Source organism: Microbacterium sp. BF1 (assembly GCF_019279095.1).
Taxonomy (GTDB): domain Bacteria; phylum Actinomycetota; class Actinomycetes; order Actinomycetales; family Microbacteriaceae; genus Microbacterium; species Microbacterium maritypicum.
Genome location: NZ_JAGYWT010000853.1, coordinates 1 through 574, shown reverse-complemented (window position 1 = coordinate 574; position 574 = coordinate 1). Strand labels below are relative to the sequence as shown.

Genomic DNA, 574 nt, shown 5'->3' with positions numbered 1-574 from the left:
GCGGAGCCTGCGGCACGCGGTCGCGGGGTGGGTTCGGCGCTGCTGGACGCCGCCCTCGACGATGCGGCCGTTCTCGGTGCCGTGCAGGTGCGGCTGTCGGTGTGGGACTGGCGTGATGGTCCCGTGCGTCTGTATGAATCGCGGGGATTCGAGCGGGTGCCCTCGTGGGACGATCGCGAGCGGCTCGTGTGCATGGTGCGCGCGGTCTGAGTCGACCGCATCACGCCGAGTGCTGAGACAGACGGTAGCGGCCGGGGGTCATCCCCACGAGCGGTGTGAACTGCTGGATGAACTGGCTGGTCGTCGCCCACCCGCAGGCCGCGGCCGTCTCGGTCACCGAGGTGCCGTCGGCGAGCAGGACGAGCGCACGATGCACGCGCAGCTGGAGACGCCACTGCCGGTATCCCATGCCGGTCTCCCGAGGGAACAGGCGGCTCAGGGTCCGCTCGGTGGTTCCGGTGCGCATGCCGAGCTCGCCGAGGCTCACGGGCGTGGCGAGGTCGTCCTCGACGATCCGGGCCGCCCGACGCAGACGCGGGTCGTGCGGTTCCGGCAGATGCAGCGGCTGCTCGGG

General features: G+C 71.6%; 2 protein-coding genes. One reads left to right on the top strand and one right to left on the bottom strand.

Annotated features, from left to right (window positions below; translation table 11 throughout):
- The coding region (locus KZA10_RS17180) for a GNAT family N-acetyltransferase (RefSeq protein WP_218683509.1) at positions 1-210 on the top strand (210 nt) is incomplete at its 5' end.
- Between the two features lie 10 nt (positions 211-220).
- Here KZA10_RS17180 and KZA10_RS17175 read toward each other — a convergent pair.
- Positions 221-574, bottom strand: a 354-nt coding sequence (locus KZA10_RS17175; RefSeq protein WP_218683508.1) for a helix-turn-helix domain-containing protein, incomplete at its 5' end; no start/stop codon positions are given.